Raw genomic sequence first — 16,911 nt, forward strand, 5'->3', positions numbered from 1 at the left:
TCCGGCTACCCGGGTTCCGGGGCTTTCCGGCGGGGCAGCGGATGGAACAGCCGAAGCTTGTGGACGCGGCCTCCCACCAGGTGGTTCACCCAGACGACCGTGGGCGGGCAGTGGAAGGGGTCGTCGGGCGGGCTGATGAGCTGGTTCTCCCAGATGACCACGTCACGGCCGATCACGACGTCGGCGACGCGCTGTCGCACGCCGATGTTCAGGTCGCGGTTCATCGCCCCCACCAGGTAGTCGAAGCCTGTCGTGACCAGGCCCTTCATCATGGTGATCTCCACGTCGGGCAGGCAGAGGTCGGCCAGCGCCTGTCCGAACGAGCCTTCGCGGGCGGCCCGCATCGTCTCCTCGGCCTGTCTGCGGGACCGCTGGATCGGGGCCGTCATGTCGTCGTGGGGCAGGTCCGCCGTGGCCAGCAGTGCTTCCGACAGCTTGGTCCGCGCCTGGCTGAGCCGGCTGCGCACCGTGCCGACGGGGATGCCGCACACCTGCGCGATGTCCTCGTAGGAGGTGATGTCGGTGAAGTAGCGCAGCATCGTCACCAGACGCAGGCGCGGTGACAGCTCGTCCAGGGCGTGCCAGACCCAGTCCCGCTGGGCGCAGTGGTTCAGCAGTCCCTCAGGGTCGCGATCAAGGCGAGTAAGGAGCAACGGCTCGACTTCCTCGACGGGTACGGGCCTCGTCGTGCGCATCTGTGTCAGGCAGGCCGTGCGGACGATCGCCCGCAGCCATGGCTTCAGGGCAGCGGGATCGCGCAGATCTCCGATGCGGCGCAACGCGATCAGGACGGCTTCCTGGACGGCGTCCTCGGCGTCAGGACAGTATCCGAGGATGTTGAACGCCACCGCCCGCATGTCCGCCTGATGTGTGGCCAGCAACAGACCGAGCGCGTGCACATCGCCGGATTGGGCCTCGCGGACGAGGTCTGTCTCGGCGGGTGAGGCGTTCTTCATGCTTTCAGGCTATTCACACCGTGTGACTACGTTCGACGCCTGCCTGTCATCATCGCAGGTCGTGGGCGGTGTGTGAGTAAAAGTACACACTCGCGGTGGTCCGCCGTCCGCTACGCGGGTTCAGGCGGCTTGCGGCGGCACGGCCGGGGCACCTCGACTTCCGGTGAAGTGCCCCGGCGCTGCACGATCTACCAGCGAGGGCCGGAATGGAGCTGGCCGCGGACCGCTCCGTCGGGGAACTGGGCGGTGTGCAGGTTGGCGTACCAGTTCTTCGGCTTGCTCTTGATCTGCTTGAGCAGGCTGCTCTTGACGCTGACCGAACCCGTGGCGGTGTTGCCGTGGATGTGGCCGTTGGACAGCAGGTCGATGACGACGGGACCGTTCACGCCCGCCTTGCCCTTGTGGATGTGGAAGGCGGTGGGCTTGGCGGTCTTCTTCCACCGCACGATGAAGTAGAGACGGCTGCCGCTGATCCGGAACTTGGCGACGGCCAGGCCGTCCCGGTCGTTGACCTTCTTGCCGGGTTCGCGCACCTCGTTCCGGCCGAGGAGGGTGGCGGAGTAGTAGTGACTGCCGCCCGAGCTGACCGTAGAGGAGACGGTGAGGCTCCGGGTGGCAGCGGTCGAGGGCGTCGCGGTCACCGCGCCGATGGTCACCGCCGCGACCGTTGCCGCCGTTACCGCGCTACCGACCGCGCGCCACGACATCCGTCCGCCACGCACCGGCTTACCTGAATTCATCATGGCCTCTCTTCGCTGTTCCGTCGAATCTGTTTGACGCTGCCGACAGCAAGGATGACGATAGCGGTATTGGTGTCGATGAATTGACCAAAAGCGTGTGATCAATGCCATTCGGCTTGCGTGGATGATTGCGTATTCGCAGCTCAGGGCCCATGAGAAGCTCACCTGTGCGGTTGGGGAAAAGAGTGTCGGAAGATGCGATGATCATCGGATTCCGATGTTCGGAAAGCCATTCTTCCCCCCTTTCTCCGGACACCTTTCCTGAGGTCACTCGAAGGCGAGTTCTCGCGGGAAAGGGTAAATGCCGATGTCGGCACAAGGGCTTTGAACACGTGCTGCGCCCTCACTGCGGGCATTCGGTGTCCGGCACGTGCCGGCTGCGCCGGTTCCCGCGTGAAGAAGGCCGGGAATCTCACCAGGTGCTCGTGTCGGTCTGTCGTGACACTCCGACGCCGCGAGGGATGCGTGGAGGGAGATCGAGCCCCATGGATACCCGGGTTCGGCCCGCCGACTGCACGAGGTCTTTCATCGCTGTCCAGGGTGAAGGCATGCCGGGAGGCCCGGCGCCGTTCACGCGCCGGGCCACCGGGTGTCGCTTCGCCCGCCGGATCGCGGGGCGCGGTAGGCCGCCTGGTTCAGGCGAGGGCGATGGTGTCGCCGTCGACCTTCTGGTCAGGGATGTCGGAGGTCTTGGCGAGGACGACGCCGGGCTTCGCACCGGCGGAAACCGTGGGGGCACCGGTGGCCGTGGAGGTGTGGCCGCCGCAGGCTGCCAGCGCGGTCATCCGGCCGGCGCCTCCCGTACCCAGGAGAACGGCCCGTCGTGAGGCCGGACGCTGCGCGTGATCTCCCGTGGGCCCGCCTCAGTGTCGGCCGACACGAGCGGGGGTGGCTGTGCCGTGGACGCGCTTGGCGTGCGAGGCGTACAGGCGAGGAGCCACCAGCGGCATGACCAGCCGGGCCAGGAGCGGTGCGTGGGAGAGGACTGCCCTGACCACTTCGGGGTCGCCCTCGTACATGGTCATGCCGAGGACGAGCGGAAGATCCTTCTTGGAGCTCTTCGAAAGGCTGTGCTCGCCGAGTTGAGCCCATTCGGCGGCGGTGACGACCTTCTCGGCGAGCGGAAGGATCTCGTTCTCCTCCGTGGACATGTGTTCCAGCAGCCGGTCGAACAGCACCTGGAAGGCCCCGGCGAGGGCTTCGCCGTTCCGGGTCGTGGACTTCCAGGCCGGCAGCAGCATGTTCACCAGTTCGAGGGCGGCCTCGATCCCGTGGTGCTGTTCCTCCATCGTCGGCACGATGGCCAAGGCCTGGGCGCCGCCGCGATCGAGGAGGAGCGGCCACAGAATGACGTCCTCACCCTCATGGTGCAGATGCAGGACGTGACAGAGCCGCTCGGCATGTCTCGCGACGACCGCGGAGCGTGCGGTGTCACCTGACGCCACGTCCCGGACGAGCCGGGGGAGGAGCTCGAACTCCCGGTGCATCATCGTGTGCACCATGTACATGTCTCGTACGTCGGCCATGGGCTCGTTCACTGCGACCTCATCGAATCGTTCTTGTGGACATTCCTGGCCGGCCGCAGAAGACCAGGCACAGGATCTGGAATTTCTCGTACTTCCCGACGGACGTCGCGCGCGCCCGGAGCATGGCGTAACCGTCGCCTGAATAATTCAGTTCGGCGGACGCGTACTTCTTGTTGGCCAGGGACCTGATGGTGCAGTTGAAGCCGTCCGTCGCGCACGAGACGTCGAATGAACGGCAGACCTCTCGCGCTTGCCGAGGGAGTCATGCTCAGCACGAGCGCCCCGGCCGCCATCGTCGTGACGAGTGCGAAGGAAATCCCTGGTTTTCATGTCCCTGCTTCCGTGGTCTCCGTGTTCCGCTCCTGCCGGAGCGGGCCTCGCCACGCTGGTGGGCGAGGGGAGCCAGTTCCCGGGCATCAAGATGCAGCCGTCACAGCGAAAAGTTCGATATCCCGGAGACGAGTTCCGGAGAGCTGTCACCAGCGCGGGGAAGCCCGTCACGGTCGAGGCATCGGGCTGGACCGCCTGTTCAGCGCCAGCACCGATCCCGGGTGGTGACGTGGCTGGGCGGCGACTCCTCCACCTACGACGCCGGAGAGCGACTGGCGACGCGGATGGTTGGCGGCAAGGCCGGGACGGTCAGTGGTGAGCCGACCAAGGCGACAGCCGACAGGTACACCACGATGGTGTGCGACGGAGGACGAGTCGCCCCGGCTGGATCGTCGGGTGACGGCTACATGGAAATGCCCCGGCTATGAGATGTCACGACTGAGGAATCCCGGGTGTTCAGATGGTTCATGGCGGAGAGGGCATCAGGAAAAACCTCGCTGACATGGCGCGGGCAGGTTCCTCGTCTACACATCTGATCGATTGGCTGAGGAATCTGTGAATGGCTCGATGAGGGCGGAGGACGATCTTTGACGTGGGAACTCTCAGGCTGAACTGCTGAGGTCGTCGACGCAGCGGCTGCCCATAACCGACGGAGAGAGACTAGGTGGATACAGAGACAGAGCGCATCCTGGCCCGTGCCGGATGGAAGCCGGGTCGCCAGGTCGACACGTCGGCCTGGCTGAGTCGCCTGGAGGCGGACGGCTTCGTCATGCACGACGCGGCAGAAAGGTTCCTCCGGGAGTTCGGCGGCCTCGTCGTGCCGCATGGCGGACCGGGGATTTCCCCGGGTTCGGGAGGAAGCGGCCGAATCGGAAAGGCTCTCCGTCGCGTGCGCGCCGTCCACGAAGGTGGGCGGGTCGACGAAAGTGTGGCCTGAGGTCGCCCAAGAGGATCGCAGACCCGATGACAGGAAACAGCGCCCCGGCCGGTGGCGAGGGCGCTGTGACCTGAAACGTCAGAACGATCCCGAGGTCGTCCCTCCCGATCCGCTCACCGGTGCGGTGAACACCGTGTTCCCGCCCGGTTCCCAGGCGTCAGCCGTGTCCGGGAACCCGGCCTCCTGCCGTTTCACGCACTTCCACTCGACGGACACCCCAGGCGGCAGCTTGGAGACGGTCCCCGTCCACGTCGGATAAGCGGTAGGCGACAGCTTCACCGCGCTAGCCACCGACCAGGAACCGAGCTGCGGCACGTTCCCCACCGCGTACACCGACTGCCCGGAGACAGTCGTCCCGGCAGCGCAACTGAACGTCATGGAAGACGGCGTCTGCCCGATGGTGAACGCAAACGTCTTGGCAGTCCCGACAGCCACAGACGCCGACTTGGCGACGATGACCCCACCGCCGGCGTTGTACCACCCGCTGGAAGCGGCGTCGAACGCGGCTTTGGACGAGTACTGAGTCAAAGCAGACCCGTTCAACGTCACGGCGCTGGCCTGCGTGTCCGCCACCAGTTCCACCACGTTCGACCGCGACGCCACAGCTCCCGTATACGTCCCGGAAGAGGCCGCAACCGTTACGGTCGCCACCGACCCGGAAAGCGACTGACTCAGAGAAGTGGTCCGCACCGAACCGGTCTTGTAGCCCGTCGTAGCCCCGTCATCCTCGTAAAGGGTGAAAGAACTTGCGCTCGGCGAAGCGTAGACCCGCGCGATCAGCTCGTTCCGGGAAGAGGCGTCGGTCCGCTTCCCGAGGACGTTCATGGTCTTGTCGTCCACGAACATCTTGGGAATGATCGCCCCGGCCCGCGCAAATGTCGGCAGCCGGAATTCACCGTTCACCCACAACGGCCGGTCGTTGAACCACTGCCCGGTCGACACGAGCTTCTCGCCGGTCGCGTAGTCATACCAGGTCCCCGCAGGCAGGTACATGTTCCGCGACCGCTCGTCCTCCCCGGCCACCACCCCCACCAGCAGGTCCTTGCCGATCATCTTCTGGTGGCCCATCTCCCGGACGGCGGCGTCGTTCTGGTAGTGGTAGACCAGCGGCGGGACGACGGGCTCCCCGGTCAGGTAGGCCCGATGCGCAAGCGAGTAGTAATAGGGCGTCAGTTCATACCGCCGCCGCAGGTTCCCGAGGTTGCTCGCCACGTCCCCGATCGAGTCGGGCGAGGTCGCCGCGCAGTTGCACAGGTTCTCCGTGTGCGGGCGCAGCGGCACGTCGAACCACGCCCCGTTGGCGAACCACTGGGTGTAGAGCTCGTCCAGGTCGGAGTCCAGCATCTCCCGCCGGAACCCGCCGATGTCGGAGCCGTAGTAGTCGATGCCGGACATCGACATGTGCATCTGGGCGTTCTGCTGCTGCGCCAGCGCCGTCAGCTTCGACCCGATGTCGGCCGACCACATGGCCACGCCGTGCCGTTGCATGCCGCCTGCGCCCGACCGCGCGAGCATGAACGGCCGCTTGCTTCCGGACGAGGTGTAGTTCCGCGCGATGCTCTCGGCCCACTTCAGGTTGTAGACGTTGTGGTAGTCCGCGTGCGCGTGCTTCCCGGGCAGCACGCCGGACGTCCAGTCGGCGGCGTCGTACATCTCCGGTTCGCCCAGGTCCAGCCAGTGGCCCAGGATGCCCTGGGTGCTGAGGGCGGCGCGCTTGAGGCCGTGCCAGTAGTCGCCGGCCGCGTTCTGCGTCCAGTCGATCATCCCGCCGCGGCCCCACCAGTCGTTGGTGGTCAGGTACGTCGGCGCGCACGAGGAACAGCCCGCCCGCACCAGGTAGCCCCGCGAGGCCATGTCGGCGTGCTCGGGGCGGTTCTTGCCGATGTACGACTCCTCGATCGTCATCAGCCCGACGCCCTGGTTCGTGGCGTAGTCGGCGATCTTGGTGGAAGGTGAAGGGAAATCACCGGTGTCCCACGTCAGCGACCCCATCAAGGTGTTGTCCGACCCGGCGGTCACCCCGCCGAACCACGGCAGGTCGAGCACGAACCCGTCCACCGGGAACTTGGCCGTCCGCAGGCCGGCGAGGCGGGTGTCGATCTCGGCCCAGTTGTCGTAGCCGAACTCCGACACCCACAGGCCGAACGCCTTCTTCGGCGGCACCGGCGGCCTGCCGGTCAGCTCCAGGTAGTCCTTGCGCAGGTCGGGGAGGTCGGGGCCGGTCATCGTGTACCAGCGGATCTGGTCGCCCCAGGTGTCGATGGTCCACGGGTCGCCGCCCAGGTTCCACTCCTGCTTGTAGACGTGGTCGAGGAACAGGCCGTAGTTCAGGTTGGACGCCCCCACCGCGAACAGCACCGGGATCTGGGTGTTCCCGACCGGGCCGTTGTCGGGGTCCCAGACCATGGCGTTGCCGTAGGCGCCGCCGGGGGAGCGGGTGCGGCCGACCCAGTCGCCGTCGGCGCTGCCGCCGGTGAAGAACTGCTGGCCGAGCCCGTACGCGTGCTGGACGGAGCTCTTCGTCACCGAGAGCCCCTTCCACGCTTGCGCAAGATTTCTCGGGCAGGCCTCGTACAGCAGCCGGGTGGGGTCGGAGACTTTCACGCACAGCGTGCCGGAGGTGACCTCCACTTTCATGGACGCCGTCGTGATGACGTTCCCGACCTGACTGAAGCTCGACGGGCCGGTGTAGTCGGTCTTGAGCACCTGCGGCGTCGTGAAGATCGGCGACCCCGTGCCGGGGCTGGTGCCCTGGGCCAGTTCGAAGTGGACCAGGTCGTCGTCGAGGAACTCGGCGATCAGGTAGGTCGACCCGCTGGTGAACTGCACCCGCTGCACGGCGGCCTGCGCGGGCAGGGCGACGAGGAAACTGCCGATCAACACCGCCAGGAACACGAGACGTCTCATGGCCGCGCCACCACCAGGTTGTCGAGGTTGATGCCGTTCGACGCGTATTCGATCTTCACCGACCGAGCTCCGGCCGTGAGGTTCGTGGTCAGCGTCGCCGTGCCCCAGGTGTCCCAGTTCGCCAGGGCCGGCAGGTTGAGCGTTCCCGCCGACACCCCGTCTACGTAGACGGTCCGCGTCGAGGCGACGGTGGTCGAGTAGCGGAACTTGAGCTGGTGGCTGCCGGTCGCGTCGGCCCGCACCGCGAACGTCACCGAGTCGCCCGATGAGGCGAACCCGTCGACGAACCCGGTCCCGGTGTACCCGGTGTGGTTGGTGTTGGTCGAGACGCCTGCCCCGGCGGCGAACTCCGCCTCGTAGGCGGCCTTGTCCACCCCGTTCAGGGTGACCGACCGCGCCGACGCGCTGGAGGCCAGCTTCACGTACGTGAGCTGCTGCACCGGATCCCACCACCAGCCCTCCGAGGCCGACTGGAGCGCGGCCAGCGAGGCCCGCGCGGTCGCGCCGGTCACCGACGACGGCTGGGTGGAGGCCACCTGAAGCGTCGACGTGGTGGTCAGCGCCGGCACCGAGACGCCGACGGTGTGGGAGGCCCAGTTCTCCGCCACAGAGAGGGTCCGGGACAGCCCGGCCGAGTCCTCGAAGTACGAGTACGACGAGTTGCCCGACGGATAGACGCGGAACACCAGGTTCGCGTACGAGGAGACGCTGTTGGAGATGTTCCCGCCCAGCTCGTAGGCGGCGTTCAGGTTGAGCGGGATGATCGCCCCGGCGCGGGCGTACACGGGGATGGTGTCCAGTCCGGCGTTGTAGGTCTTCGTCCCGGGCCCGGTGAACCGGCCGCCGTTCCACAGGTCGTACCACTCACCCGCGGGCAGGTACACGTTCTTGGACGTCGCCCCCGCCGTGGTGATCGGCGCGACCAGCAACTGGGGGCCGAACATGTACTGCTGGTCGAGCGCGGCGGCCGTCGCGTCGGCGGGATAGGCGTAGCTCATCGCCCGCATCATCGGCGCGCCCGTCAGCGACGACGACTTCGCCTCGGTGTACAGGTAGGGGATCAGGTTCATCCGCACGTTCGCGAACTTGCGGAAATAGGGGATCACGTTCGTGTTCCCGGTCCGCGCCTGCACGTTCCACGGCGTCCGCGCCTCGGAGACGCCGGGGTTGGCCGTCTCCGAGTGATACTGCATGACCGGCGAGAACGCCGCCTGGGCGGCCGAGCGGAGGTAGAGCTCCGCGCTCGGGAAGCCGCCCGTGAAACCGGCCAGGTCCCACGCGGTGTACGGCACCCCCGACTGCCCGGCCGACAGCTGCGCCCTGACCGCCTCCTGGAAGGCGGGGAACGAGGAGTTCTGGTCGCCGGCCCAGAAGATCGAGGTCGACTGCGCCCCGGCGGTGCCGGCCCGGCTGAAGATCGTCGAGTCGGGCTTCTTGCCCTTCACGTACGTGTTGTAGGCCGACAGGTAGGAGTTCGGGTAGGCGTTGTGCATCTCGTCGCCCTTGCGGCCGTCGGCGAAGCCGACCCCGCGTCCGAAGATCGCCTCAGAGCCGTCGGTCTTGAAGCCGTCGATGCCGACGTCGTCCATCAGGTAGTCGCGCTTGCTCATCCACCAGGTCCGCGCGGCGGCCGAGGTGAAGTCGGGCACCATGCTGTCGCCGAACCACTGCCCGGTCGGCACCCGGTAGGGCGAGCCGCCCGGCTGGGTGGCGACGTAGCCCTGCGCCTGCGCGTAGGCCTTGTCGTTGAGGTGCTGCTGCGGCGCGGTCGACGGGTTGGTGTCGAAGTTCTCCTTGAACACCGGGATCTGCCAGAGGATGACCTTGATGCCCTTGGAGTGGGCGTCGTCCACCATCGCCTTGGGGTTGCTCCACGCCGTCCCGGCCGGGAACGTCAGATCGCTCAGCGCGAGTTTCCCGCTGCCCGGTTTGGGGGTGTACGTCGCCCCGTGCCAGACGTAGAACGTCGCCTCGTCGCTCCACTGCTCCAGCACGATCGCCGAATGCGGGATGTCGTTGGTCCCCGGCTTGGCCAGCTCGGCCGTGACCTCCGCCTGGGTGTTCCACTCGTTGGCCGACATCCACAGCCCGAACGCCCACTTCGGCGGCAGCTGCGGGCGGCCGGTCACCGCCGTGTAGTCGTCGACGATGTCGGCGGGCGTGCCCGCGAAGAAGTGGTAGTCGAGCGTCGAGTTCAGCGCCCCGCCGGTGTCGACGGAGAAACCGGCCAGGTCGCTCAGGTGGGTGTTCAGGTTGAAGATGGAATAGCGCGTCGAGGGGATGTAGACGCCGTAACCGGCGGAGTTCAGGAAGAACGGCGTCGACAGGTAGGTGCGCCGCCACGACCCCTGGTCGCGATACTGGTTGTAGACGTAGTTGTGCACGTCGGTGCCGCGCTGGTCGAGCCGGTCGTACCGTTCGCCGAAGCCCTCGAACCGCTCTCCGGCGGGGGAGAGGAAGTGGTCTTCGATCTTCGTGACCGTGGAGACGCCGTCGCTGGCCCACCCGATGTTCCGGAACACCGCCGGGTCGTACTGCCGCGTGATCAGCGTCGTCCCGTCGCCCTTGTAGACCGACAGGCGGTAGGGCGTCTTCTGGATCTTCAGCACCAGCGAGGACGTCGAGATCTGCAACGTCGACGCCGAGTTGGTGACCGTGTAACCGGACACGCCGGTGATGTTCAGCCCGCTGCCGGAGGGCGCGATCTGGGTCCGGAACCGGTCGAGGGCGGGGAACGCGAAGCGGATCTTCGGGGTGAACGACCCCGCCGAGTCGCCGGTCGTCACGTCGACCGAGGTCCCGTTGTTCACGTAGGAGACGACGTTCGTGACGGTCGACCACGACGTCACCTTGAACGTGAACGGGCCCACGCTGCGCTGCCCCGAGCCGTTGACGTCGGCGTTGATCGTGTACGAGATGGCGTCGCCCCGCGCGAACGAGCCCATCGGGATGCGCCAGTAGGTGTTGTTGCCCTGGTTGTAGTCCCAGGCCGCCCCGATCGGGGTCTGGGCGACGCCGTTCTTGGTCCAGGTGATCCAGACGGTCTGCCCCGGCTCGATCGGCCAGGTCGTGGCCTTGAGGGTGACGGCCTCCCCGGCCATCGGGTCGCGGGGAGAGCGCTCGGTCGGCTCGGTGGAGTAGAGGTCGTCGATGCCGGTCGGGTTGTGGTGGACGCCGTCGAGAGCGGCTGCGGGAAGGGCGTGGAACATCGTGGCGAGCAGAGCCAGGACCACGACGGTGACGCCCGAGCGTAACCGGATCACAGGAACACTCCTCTCAAACGCGGCCAGTGCTCGGAGGCACAGAGCACCGGAGGACGCTCGATGGGCGCGGGAAGGGTGACCTCCCGCCCACCGGGCAGCACCTCGCCGGTCCACACGTCCACCCACTCACCGGAAGGCAGGTAGGCGGCGATCTCGGTGGCGCCGGGGGTGGTGACGGGGACGACGAGCAGCGCGTCGCCCAGCTTGAACTGCAGGGGGTGGGACCACAACTCGCGTTCCATGTGGTCGAAGAACAGACCCCGCATGAGGGGCTTGCCGCCGCTCACCGCCACCGCCGCCTGCTCGGTCAGGTAGGGCACCAGACGCTCCCTGAGCTGCGCGAACTCGCGGAAGATCGGGATGACCGCCGGATCGCCGGTCTGTTCGGCGATGTTCCAGGGCGTGCGGTCGCGGATGGGGGTGCGGTGGTGGTTGAACTCGGAGTGGTACTGCATGATCGGCATGAACGCCGAGGTCCCGGCCGCGCGCAGGTAGAGCTCGGCGGTGGGCAGGTCGCCGGAGAAGCCGGCCAGGTCCCAGCCCCAGTAGACGATCCCGCACGCCGAGGCGGTGATCCCGGCGCGGATCGAGGCCTCGAAGGCCGTCCACGTCGAGTCCTCGTCGCCGGCCCAGAACGCGCCGTGCGGCTGCGAACCGGTGAAACCGGCCCGGCTGAAGGTGACCGGAGCCTTGCCGTGACGGCGCAGCAGGTCGCCGAAGGCACGGGCGTAGTGCACGGGGAACAGGCCGTTGCCGTCGTCGCCGCGCCTGCCGTCGGCGTAGCGGAGGTCGTGGCCCCAGGCGTGTTCGCCGCCGTCGGTCTTGAAGCCGTCGACGCCCAGCTCGGAGACGAGGTAGGCCCGTTTGGCGGTCCACCAGTCGCGGACCTCCGGCGAGGACAGGTCGGGCATCAGCGCCAGCGGGAACCACCAGCCTCGGTTCCGGTAGGGCCTGCCGTCCGCCTCGCGGACGCCGTAACCCTTGTCGACGAGCTGTTTCGCGTCGACGGCGGCCTGGTGGCGCGGGTGGGGGCGCATTTTCTGGAGCGGGATCTGCCAGAGCAGGACCTTGACGTCCCGGGAGTGCAGCTCGTCGATCATGCCCTTGGGGTCGGGCCACGGCCCGTCGGCGGGGAAGGTGTAGTCGGCCAGCGTGTGCGGCTCCTCGGAGGGTTCGTAGACCGCGCCCCGGAAGGCGGTGAAGGTCGACTCGTCCGACCAGGCCTCGATGACCAGCGCGCCCACGGGGATGTCGTGCTCGCGGTGCTTGTCCATCTCGTGGAGCACCCGGGCCTGGGTGTTCCACTCGTTGCCGCTGGCCCACAGCCGGAACACCCACGACGGCAGCTCGGTGGGACGCCCCACTTCGTCAAGGAACTGCGTCAGCACTGCGGCGGGTTCGCCGTCGTAGAAGGCGATCTCCAGGTGGTCGCCGGAGATCTCGGCCTCGATGGTCAGCAGGTCGCCTTCGCTGGAATACCAGGTGCGCCGTGACGTGCGCACATGAAAACCCCACGACGAGTCGCCCACGACGAAGGCGAAGGGCATCGGCAGGTACGTCCGGTTCGCCGCCCCCTGCCCCTTGTACTGCTCGAACACGACGGCGTCGAGGTCGTTGCCCCGCTGGTCGACCGCGTTGAACCGCTCCCCGAACCCGACCAGATGATCGTCAGGGGACAGCCGGACCGCGAACCGGGCGCGGAGTGGCCCGTCCGCGTCGACCAGCCACTCGACCGATCCGGGCACCACCCGGTCGGTCCCGCTGACGCCGATCTTCCCGGGGACCCACCGCGCCGCCGACACCTCGAACCACCGGGTGGTACGCCCCGGCTCCCGGAACCGGTAGCGGTAGCGCTCCCCGAACGCCAGCGGGCCCGTCGTCACCGTCCACGACCCGGTGGCGGCGCGGGCCGCCTTGGCCTGGGCGGCGGCCAGGTGCCCGCCGTCGGTGACGACCAGTCCCTCATTCGCGTACAGGGGCGTCATGGGCAGCTCGGCGCCGTCCCACTCGCAGACGACCTCGGTGGCCGACGACCTCACCCGCAGCTCGACGGCCTCACCGTCGAGGGGGACCAGGGGAACCCGCTGGTCCTCGGAGACGGCGTAGGGGTGGCCCGAACCGAAGGGACGATGACGGATCAAAGTTCGGCTCCCAGCATCAGGTACATGCCGTGCGACCACAGCAGGGGGGTGGCGACCGGCCCCCAGCGGCGCAGCCACTCGTCATGGCGGTCGGGGAAGAGCAGCACGTCGGAGACCTGCTCGGGGAGGTCGCCGTTGGGCAGCGCCTGGGCGGCCATCCAGTCGAGGTAGCGGCGGGCCTCCTCGGGCCGCCCGGCCGCCGCGTGGTTCAGCCCGAGGAACCCGGCCAGCAGCACCCACCGGCCGCCGCCGTAGAAGGTGTCGGCGCGGTAGCGGTACACGCCGCCGTCGACGGAGAGCTGCCGCTCGACCTCGGCGACGGTCGCGACGGCCACCGGGTGGTCGGGGGCGTACAGACCGAAGGGGGCGACGCACGCCAGCAGGCTGCCGTCGACCTCGTCGGACCCCAGCCATTTGCGCAGGTGGCCCCGGTCGGAGACGCCCTCGGCGGCGATCAGCGCCTCGATGCCGCCGATCGCCTCCTTCACCTCGGCGTCGGCGACCCCGAGCGAGACGGCGGCCCGCAGCCCGGCGTGGACCGCGCCGAGCGTGGCCACGTGGCGCTGCTCGACGTGCTCCTCCCACCAGTCGTAGCAGGGGCTGTCCCAGAACGCCGCCAGGTAGCGCGACGTCACCCGGACGGCCTCCATCGGGACGTCCAGGGAGTGGCGCCGGGCGTGCTCGGCGAGCTGCCACAGCCACGTGCCGTAGCCGTCGAGCTGGTGGTCCCACCACTCGTCGGTGCCGTCGGCGCCGTCCAGGGTGAACCGGGTCGGCAGCATCTCCCCAGGTGAGAGAGGCCCGTGGCGGCGGGAGATCAGGTCGTCGACCTGCGCGGTGCGCGCGGTGACGACCCGCGCGCACCACTCGTGGAAGGCGGTGACCGAGGCCTCCTCGCCCGCCCGGGACATGCCCTCGGCGATGAACGCGCCATCGCGAAGCCAGGCATATCCGGCATAGGCCGAGAAGGTCGGGCACGCCGGGTAGGCCCCCGAGGGCGACTGATTCTCGCGGATCACCTGGACACTGCGAGACATCAAGTCGATCATGCTGGTTCTCTCCTAGCCGAGAAGGGCGTCGACCTTGGACGCGGCTTCGGTCAGGGCCTCTTCGACCGACTTGCGGCCGGCCGCGGCCTCGGTGAGCTCCTGGGTGACGGCGTCCTGCATCTCCTGCTGGCGGGCGATGACCGGCGGCAGCGCGATGCTCTTGAGCGAGTCGAAGACCGCCTGGCGGTTGGCCGGGACCGGGTCCTTCAGGTAGCCCGCCAGCACCGACTGGTCGGAGACCGGCGGGAGCTCCCACGAGCTGGCGATCCGGGTGGTCGCCGCGACGTTCGAGCCGCTAAGGAACTTGGCCCAGGCGTACGCCTCACGCGGGTGCTTCGTCGTGGCCGAGGCGGCGACCGAGTTGTGGAAGACGGCGCTGGCCTTCTGGGTGTCGCCGGGCTCGACGACGACGTCCCACTGGAACGGCACGTCCTTCAGCCCGGCGAACTGCCAGATGCCGTTGTGCCACATCGCGAGCTTGCCCGACTTGAAAAGGTTGGTGTCGTAGTCGGCGGTGCCGCCGATCTCGGCCTCGGTCGGCATGGTCTTGCCGACCTTGTCGACCAGCCACTTCGCCGCCTTGACGCCCTCGGGGCTGTTGAAGGTCGACTTGCCGCCGCCCATGAACTCGCCGCCGGCCTGCTTGAGCGCCTTGTAGAACTCGAAGAAGGTGACCGGCTGGAAGTCGCCGAAGACGCCCTTCGCGGTCAGCTTCTCGGCCGCGGCCTTCTCGTCCTCCCAGGTCCAGTCGGCGGTGGGCAGCGGGACGCCGGCCTTCTCGAACAGGTCCTTGTTGTAGAGCAGGACGACGGTGGAGAACGATGCCGGGAGCGCGAACTGCTTGCCCTCGTGCTTGAAGGCGTTCAGCGACTCGGGGGCGTAACCGGAGGTGTCGGTGTCGCCGCCCGCCGTGCCCAGGTCGAGCAGGCTGCCCGCGCCGGCGTAGGTGACGAAGTTCTCGTAGTTGAGCTCGAAGGTGTCGGGGGCGGTCTGGCCCGCGATGCTGGTCTGGAGCTTGGTGAAGTACTGGTCGTAGGGGGCCGTCTCGACCTGCACGTCCACCGTGGGGTTCTCCTTCTCGAACGCCGCCACGATCGTGTCGAGGTCCTTCACGTGGTCGGGGGCGGCGGAGAAGGTGAAGTAGCGGAGGGTGACCTTGCCGCCTGCGGCGGGCTCTTCCGTACGGGTCGCCGACCCCTGCGAGCAGGCGGTGGCGAGCAGGGCGGTGATCAGGGCCGCCGCGGCGACCCGGGCTGATCCGGCCATGGTTGTTCCTTTGTTTCGGGGGGTTATTTGAGGCCTGACTGGGCCACGGAGGCGATGACGTGCTTCTGGGCGAACAGGTAGAGGATGAGGATCGGGACGACGCTGACCACCGACCCGGCCATCACGACGTTCCACTCGGTGGTGAACTGGCCGTGCAGGTTGGCCAGCCCGAGGGGGAGCGTCATGAACTCGGGCGACCTGATGATCACCAGCGGCCACAGGTAGCTGTTCCAGCTCGCCATGAAGCCGAAGATCGCGAATGTGGCGAGGGCGGGCCTGATCAGCGGCAGCACGACCAGCGCGAAGATCCGGAAGTGCCCGGCGCCGTCGAGCACGGCCGCCTCGTCGAACTCCTTGGGCACCTGCTGGACGGCCTGGCGCAGCAGGAACACCCCGAACGCCGAGGCGATCGTGGGGGCCAGGACCGCGAAGTAGGTGTCGGTCAGGTTGAACGTGCGCATCTCGATGAACAGCGGCACGACCAGCACCTGGAGCGGCACCATCAGCGTGGCCAGGTAGACCGCGAACAGCGCGCCCCGGCCGGGGAAGGGCAGCCGGGCGAAGGCGTAGGCGGCCATCGAGCTGGTGACCAGCTGGAACACGGTCGAGGCGACGGCGATCCAGAGGCTGTTGAACATGATCCGCCAGAACGGCATGGTCTCCAGCAGCCGCGCGTAGCCGTCGAGGGTGGCGTTGTCGGGCGTGAAGTCGGGCGGCGTCTGCAGGACGGTCCCCGCCGGGGTCAGCGAGGTGATCACCGCCCAGGCGAACGGGAACAGCATGACCAGGGCGCCCAGCCCCACCAGCAGGTATTTCAGCGACCTAGCCATAGTTCACCCACCGGCGCTGGCCCCGGACCTGGACGAGCGTGACCACCAGCACGACCGCGAACAGCAGCCACGACAGGGCGGACGCCTCACCGGCGCGGCCGTATTTGAAGGTCAGGTTGTAGACCTGCTCGACGACGACCTGGGTCGCGCCGGCCGGTCCGCCGCCGGTCATGACATGGACCTGGTCGAAGACCTGGAACCCGTTGATCAGCGAGATGACGACGACGAAGAACGTGCTGGGGGACAGCAGCGGCAGCGTGATCCGGCGGAACCGCTGCCAGGCGTTCGCGCCGTCGACCCGGGCGGCCTCGATGTACTCCTTCGGGATGGCCTGGAGCCCGGCCAGCAGGATGATCATCACGAAGCCGAGGTCCTTCCAGGCCGAGGCGAGGATGATCGAGGGCATCGCCCAGTCGGGGTCGGTCCACCACCCCGGCCCTTGGAGGCCGACCAGGCCGATCGCCCAGTTGACGATCCCCGACGCCGGGTTGAGCAGCCACTTCCACAGCAGCGCCACGACCACCCACGACGTGACGACCGGCAGGAAGTAGATCGCCCGGAAGATGTCGCGGCCCTTCATGGCCCGGTTGAGCAGCATCGCCAGGCCGAGGCCCCCGGCGTAGACGAGGGGGAGGTATCCGGCGATGAAGTAGAGGGTGTGGCCGAACGCGGCGCGGGTCTCCTCGCTGCCGAGAAGATAGGCGTAGTTGTCCAGGCCGACCCACTTCATCGGCGTGATGAGGTTCCACTCGTGCAGCGACGTCCAGAGCGAACCGGCCATCGGGATCAGGGTGAAGAGCAGGAGCGGGACCGCGCTGGGGAGCAGGAAGACGGCGACCGTGAGGGCGTAGCGGAGGCGCTTCCTCGGCGGGCGGACCGGCTGCTTGGCGGCGGTCTGCGGAGGGGCCTCGGTGAGGGTCACCGGACACCTCCCCGCCGGGCTGCGGCCCGGGACATCGTCTTTTC

At 68.0% G+C, this 16,911-nt stretch carries 12 protein-coding genes; 1 reads left to right on the forward strand and 11 read right to left on the reverse strand.

The genetic code is table 11. The features are described 5' to 3' along the window. Positions 1–5: 5 nt before the first annotated feature. The 4 genes from AW270_RS00340 to AW270_RS00350 form a co-directional block, all read right to left on the reverse strand. On the reverse strand, positions 6–956 hold the full coding sequence (locus tag AW270_RS00340) for an RNA polymerase sigma factor (RefSeq protein ID WP_061288907.1): 951 nt from the start codon (positions 954–956) through the stop codon (positions 6–8). Between the two features lie 188 nt (positions 957–1,144). Continuing rightward, a complete protein-coding gene (locus tag AW270_RS00345; RefSeq protein ID WP_061288910.1) occupies positions 1,145–1,612 on the reverse strand; it encodes a CHRD domain-containing protein in 468 nt (155 codons plus the stop codon). Positions 1,613–2,331: 719 nt separating this feature from the next. Then, complete coding sequence (locus AW270_RS38285; protein WP_157521591.1) at positions 2,332–2,481, reverse strand: hypothetical protein; 150 nt, start codon at positions 2,479–2,481, stop codon at positions 2,332–2,334. A gap of 78 nt (positions 2,482–2,559) precedes the next feature. Further along, positions 2,560–3,234, reverse strand: coding sequence for a hemerythrin domain-containing protein (locus tag AW270_RS00350; RefSeq protein WP_218009038.1), 675 nt, complete (start codon positions 3,232–3,234; stop codon positions 2,560–2,562). A gap of 982 nt (positions 3,235–4,216) precedes the next feature. Between AW270_RS00350 and AW270_RS42010 the strand changes: the two genes are divergently transcribed. Beyond that, a complete protein-coding gene (locus AW270_RS42010) occupies positions 4,217–4,489 on the forward strand; it encodes an SUKH-3 domain-containing protein (protein WP_082801189.1) in 273 nt (90 codons plus the stop codon). A gap of 78 nt (positions 4,490–4,567) precedes the next feature. On the opposite strand, the gene AW270_RS00355 is transcribed toward AW270_RS42010, so the two are convergent. The 7 genes from AW270_RS00355 to AW270_RS00385 are packed head-to-tail and all read right to left on the reverse strand — an operon-like array spanning position 4,568 to position 16,867. Then, positions 4,568–7,396: a TIM-barrel domain-containing protein gene (locus tag AW270_RS00355; protein WP_061288913.1), complete on the reverse strand. Its 2,829-nt coding sequence runs from the start codon at positions 7,394–7,396 to the stop codon at positions 4,568–4,570. Further along, positions 7,393–10,659: a TIM-barrel domain-containing protein gene (locus tag AW270_RS00360; protein ID WP_061288916.1), complete on the reverse strand. Its 3,267-nt coding sequence runs from the start codon at positions 10,657–10,659 to the stop codon at positions 7,393–7,395. The genes AW270_RS00355 and AW270_RS00360 overlap by 4 nt, the downstream gene beginning before the upstream one ends. Then, positions 10,656–12,800, reverse strand: a complete 2,145-nt coding sequence (locus AW270_RS00365) for a glycoside hydrolase family 31 protein (RefSeq protein ID WP_061288919.1) — start codon at positions 12,798–12,800, stop codon at positions 10,656–10,658. Before AW270_RS00365 ends, AW270_RS00360 begins: the two co-directional genes overlap by 4 nt. Continuing rightward, positions 12,797–13,837, reverse strand: coding sequence for a glycoside hydrolase family 15 protein (locus tag AW270_RS00370; RefSeq protein ID WP_169807230.1), 1,041 nt, complete (start codon positions 13,835–13,837; stop codon positions 12,797–12,799). Before AW270_RS00370 ends, AW270_RS00365 begins: the two co-directional genes overlap by 4 nt. Positions 13,838–13,861: 24 nt before the next feature. Beyond that, complete coding sequence (locus AW270_RS00375) at positions 13,862–15,115, reverse strand: ABC transporter substrate-binding protein (RefSeq protein ID WP_061288924.1); 1,254 nt, start codon at positions 15,113–15,115, stop codon at positions 13,862–13,864. Between the two features lie 23 nt (positions 15,116–15,138). Further along, complete coding sequence (locus AW270_RS00380) at positions 15,139–15,945, reverse strand: carbohydrate ABC transporter permease (protein ID WP_061288927.1); 807 nt, start codon at positions 15,943–15,945, stop codon at positions 15,139–15,141. Then, positions 15,938–16,867, reverse strand: a complete 930-nt coding sequence (locus AW270_RS00385) for a carbohydrate ABC transporter permease (protein WP_063819039.1) — start codon at positions 16,865–16,867, stop codon at positions 15,938–15,940. Before AW270_RS00385 ends, AW270_RS00380 begins: the two co-directional genes overlap by 8 nt. Positions 16,868–16,911 lie beyond the last annotated feature (44 nt).

This window comes from Herbidospora cretacea (genome assembly GCF_001570605.1).
In the GTDB taxonomy this organism is placed as follows: domain Bacteria; phylum Actinomycetota; class Actinomycetes; order Streptosporangiales; family Streptosporangiaceae; genus Herbidospora; species Herbidospora cretacea.

Excerpts from the sequence above, each read along its gene's own strand:
- AW270_RS00340 (WP_061288907.1), bottom strand. The coding sequence starts at position 956 with ATGAAGAACGCCTCACCCGCCGAGACAGACCTCGTCCGCGAGGCCCAA.
- AW270_RS38285 (WP_157521591.1), bottom strand. The coding sequence starts at position 2,481 with ATGACCGCGCTGGCAGCCTGCGGCGGCCACACCTCCACGGCCACCGGT.
- AW270_RS00355 (WP_061288913.1), bottom strand. The coding sequence starts at position 7,396 with ATGAGACGTCTCGTGTTCCTGGCGGTGTTGATCGGCAGTTTCCTCGTC.
- AW270_RS00370 (WP_169807230.1), bottom strand. The coding sequence starts at position 13,837 with ATGTCTCGCAGTGTCCAGGTGATCCGCGAGAATCAGTCGCCCTCGGGG.
- AW270_RS00375 (WP_061288924.1), bottom strand. The coding sequence starts at position 15,115 with ATGGCCGGATCAGCCCGGGTCGCCGCGGCGGCCCTGATCACCGCCCTG.
- AW270_RS00380 (WP_061288927.1), bottom strand. The coding sequence starts at position 15,945 with ATGGCTAGGTCGCTGAAATACCTGCTGGTGGGGCTGGGCGCCCTGGTC.